Annotated in this window: 4 protein-coding genes; 3 read left to right on the top strand and 1 reads right to left on the bottom strand. The window is 62.2% G+C overall.

Features of this window, described 5'->3' with window-relative positions:
* The 3 genes from HGSM_RS14880 to HGSM_RS11830 form a co-directional block, all read left to right on the top strand.
* On the top strand, nucleotides 1–624 hold a 624-nt coding region (locus HGSM_RS14880; RefSeq protein ID WP_019148982.1), incomplete at its 5' end, for an ABC transporter ATP-binding protein.
* Between the two features lie 8 nt (nucleotides 625–632).
* On the top strand, nucleotides 633–1859 hold the full coding sequence (locus tag HGSM_RS11835; RefSeq protein WP_019148981.1) for an ABC transporter permease: 1227 nt from the start codon (nucleotides 633–635) through the stop codon (nucleotides 1857–1859).
* 153 nt (nucleotides 1860–2012) lie between these two features.
* Nucleotides 2013–2726 carry a FadR/GntR family transcriptional regulator gene (locus HGSM_RS11830; RefSeq protein WP_019148980.1) on the top strand — a complete coding sequence of 238 codons (714 nt, stop codon included), beginning with the start codon at nucleotides 2013–2015 and terminating at the stop codon, nucleotides 2724–2726.
* 41 nt (nucleotides 2727–2767) lie between these two features.
* Here the strand turns inward: HGSM_RS11830 and HGSM_RS14665 are convergent.
* Nucleotides 2768–3773, bottom strand: a 1006-nt coding sequence (locus HGSM_RS14665; protein ID WP_230197545.1) for a glycerophosphodiester phosphodiesterase family protein, incomplete at its 5' end; no start/stop codon positions are given.

Here is a 3773-nt window from a genome sequence, read left to right as displayed (position 1 = left end):
GGCATGCCCGCTGCAGAGGCGAAGGCTTCGATGCTGCGCTGGACCGAGCGTCTGGGTATTGAGTCGCGCCGCGGTGATATCGTTCAGGCGCTTTCCCTGGGTAACCAGCAGCGCGTGCAACTCGCTGCCGCACTGGTCCACGAGCCCGACATCCTCGTCCTCGATGAGCCGTTCTCGGGCCTCGACCCCGTGGCGGTTGACGTCATGAGCAATGTGTTGAAGGAGCGCGCGGCCGCAGGTGCACCGGTCATTTTCTCTTCGCACCAACTCGACCTCGTGGAGCGCCTGTGCACTCGCGTTGGCATCATCAAGTCCGGCAAGATGGTCGCCGTTGGCACCGTGGACGAGTTGCAGGCTCGCGCCGGAAACCGCTGGCGCATTTCTATGGCCTCGCCCACGGACTTCTCATTCATCAGCGCTGTTCCGGGCGCCAGCATGATCACAGCGTCCCCCACCCAGGCCGAATTCCTCTTGAGCGAGTCCGCTGTACCTGGTTCCGAACAGCAGGTCCTTTCTGCCGCCATCGCGGCGGGCGTGGTCGAGTCCTTTGGGCGTTTCCGCATGCCGCTGGCTGACCTGTTCCGCGATGCGGTGTCCTCCGACGACCAGACCGATCAGGAGTAATCACGATCATGACGAGTTCACTCCCCACGGCTTCAGGCCGTCAGACCACCCCGATGTCCTCGATCGGCGCTATTTGGCTCGTCGCCAAGCGCGAGCTAGGTGTTCACCTACGTTCCAAGTCCGCAATTATCACGACTGCCATCATGACGGCCCTGATTGTTGGTGGCCTCATCCTCATGAAGACCCTCGGCGGGCCAAACGAGATCGTACTGGGTTCCGTCACGGGGTCCGAACAGTTGTCGGACGCAGTGGTGCAGCAGCTCGAGGCTCAGGGTCGCGAGGTCCGCACCGAGACGTTCAGCGACCTCGAGGCGCTCAAATCCGCCGTCACCGATGGTGACGTTGATTCCGGAATCGTGGATAACGATGGCCTCTCCTTGATCGTCAACGAAAAGCCCGATGACGCCATTCTTGGTGCGGCTACTAGCGCCAAGCATGCGCTTGCAATTTCGGAGGCGGCGGCCAACCTTCCCGGCAACGAGGGCACCCAGCTTGTTGAAAACCTGAGCGCTCCTGCCGCTGTGGAGGCGCTGAACCCTCCATCAGAGGTTGACGGCTCGCAGGTCGCGGTCGGCTTCATCGTGGGCTTCCTGCTCTACCTCGGCATCTTCGGCGGCGGCATGGCCGTGGCCCAGGGCGTGGTGGAGGAGAAGTCCTCGCGCGTCATCGAGATCCTGCTCGCCTCGGTTCGTCCGTGGCAGCTGCTCGCCGGCAAGGTCATCGGCATCGGCCTGGCCTCGATCTTCCAGGTCGCCGTGTATGTTGCGGCTGGCATCATCACGGCCAAGGCGCTCGGGCTGACTGATGGCTTCTCGTTCGACATCACCAAGGTGGGCTTGTGGGTCCTCGTGTGGTTCCTGATTGGCTACATCGTGTACGCGCTTGTCTTTGCGGCGCTTGGCGCGCTGGTTTCACGCCAGGAGGATCTCGGTTCGGTCCTTCCGGTCCCGATGACGCTGGTGATTGTGGCCTACATGATTGGTGTTTCGGTCGCTCCAAGCAACCCCGATTCGCTCGTGGTGACGATCGCTTCGTACGTGCCGTTCACCTCGCCTATCGTGATGCCGATTCGCTCCGCCTACGGCGTCGCGTCCACCCCTGAGGTTTTGATTGCACTGGCGATCGGCATCATTTCGATCCCGATTTTGCTGGCGATCACCACCAAGATTTACTCGAACGGCGTGCGCCGTTCCGGCGCCAAGATCAAGCTGCGTGACGCTTTGAAGGCCTCGTAAAACTGATTTTCGACGATCATGCTTCCGGCCCGTCATCCACCGTGCGGTGGGTGGCGGGCCGGTTTCGCCCTGGCACTCCACACCGCGAGCCGTTTGCGTTCTTAAAGCCGATTTATTTCCGTATTGTTGGCGTTGCTCCGGTACGCTGAGGACATGTCTTCTAGCCTGCACGATCACGTGGTTCAGTCGCTCGGACGTGCCATAGTTGATGGCGCGATTCCGCAGGGCACGGTCATGCTGGCCGAGGTCCTCGAGCAGAAGTTCGGGGTTTCCCGCTCCGTCATCCGTGAGGCTATTCGGGTCCTTCAATCGCTTGGCATGACTGAGTCAGTTAAGCGCGTTGGCACGCGGGTTCTTGAGTCGGGGCACTGGAACGCTCTGGACCCGCAGCTCATTCGCTGGCGCCTGGCCAGCCACGAGCAGGGCGCTCAACTCCGCTCACTCACGGAGCTGCGCGTCTCAGTGGAGCCTTCGGCGGCGGCGCTCGCGGCACGTCACGCGCCGGCGGACCGCACCGAGCGTCTCCTCCAGCTTTCCGCCCGCATGCGGGAGGCAGGAACCGCCGGGAACCAAACGCTGTTTGCGGACCTGGACATCGAGTTCCACAGTGAAATCCTCCGCGCCTGCGGGAACGACATGTTTGCTTGCCTCGACTCGGCAATCGCCGAGGTCATCCGAGGACGCACCGAACATGGCTTCATGCCCAAGCACCCCTCGGAGTCCACGCTCGACCGCCACGAACGGGTTGCGCACGCGATCGCGTCGGGGAACTCGGATGAGGCGCGGTCCGTCATGGTCGAGATCATGCACCGCACCATGAATGAACTCGAACCAGTGTGGAAGGACTCGCCGCGTTCCTTTGGCTAGTACCTCCTAGTGCACGGCACAGTCAGTTTCACCGCTCACGGCTAGAGCCCTAGCAGCGCCCGCATCTGGGTCTCGAACTTCATGCTTATCCCCTCGCGTTGACGCAGGTTCTCCAGCGTAGTCACCGCCATCTGCGCTTCCGAGGTAATTACGCCGTCAACACCCGGGGTCGTGGCGAGGTTTCGTAATGTCCGGGCATCGTTGACGGTCCACACAAACATGCGGGAGTCCTGCGGAATGAGGTTCATGATCCGAGGACTCAGCACGGCCTGCTCCACGGCGTAAAAGTCGAACTCTGGAACGCTCATCACGCCGAACGCAAAGGGAACCACGTATCCCAGCTTGAGCGCGGGGTCGAGATCCCTGATCTCGTTGAGGAGGGTCAGTGAGCTTGATTGGATGAGGTGGTCGTTGTTCGCACCGTACTTGTCGAGCGCCGCAACAAACCTCCCGGCGAACCCAGGGGCTTCGCTACCGTGGGTCTTGACCTCAATCAGGAGCTTCTGGTCCAGTTCTTGAGCTCGGGCAAGGAACTCCTCGAAGGACGGAATCGTAGCTGTCTTGCCGTTCTGGCGGATTTTAGTGGCAGTGAGGTCCGCCGCGGTGAGGTCCGCAACCCTGGCAGAACTTCCCGCGAGTCTCCGCAGAGTGGTGTCGTGGAAGACCACAAGCTTTTGGTCGGAGGACTCAAGCAGGTCCAGCTCCACATAGTCCACGCCGACTTGGGCCGAATGCTCAAGTCCGGCAATGGAGTTCTCCACCTCGCTGTGCGGCACTCCGCGGTGCGCTAGGACCGCCACATCGTTCACGGCGGTGTTGCTGACAGCCTGCGCGTTGACGGCGCCGAAGCCCACCACCACAACCACCGCCCCGCCCACGAGCATCCATGAGGCAGGACGCCGTGCCCTACCGGAGGCCAGGCCTTCGGCTGCTAGGGAACTCGCCGAGTCAGGCTCATGGACCGTGGAAGACTCATGGACCGGAGCCCCTCCGCTCCACACCGCCCGGATGCCGAGGCAGGCCACAAGTAGCGCCACGGCAAACGTC

The sequence above is a fragment of the Timonella senegalensis JC301 genome (assembly GCF_000312125.1).
Taxonomy (GTDB): domain Bacteria; phylum Actinomycetota; class Actinomycetes; order Actinomycetales; family Cellulomonadaceae; genus Timonella; species Timonella senegalensis.
The sequence above is the reverse complement of the archived record's forward strand: the minus strand, read 5'-3'. Positions and strand labels throughout refer to the sequence as shown.

Bases quoted from the DNA above. Each gene is read 5' to 3' on its own strand.
- HGSM_RS11835 (WP_019148981.1), top strand. From the start codon at position 633: ATGACGAGTTCACTCCCCACGGCTTCAGGCCGTCAGACCACCCCGATG.
- HGSM_RS11830 (WP_019148980.1), top strand. From the start codon at position 2,013: ATGTCTTCTAGCCTGCACGATCACGTGGTTCAGTCGCTCGGACGTGCC.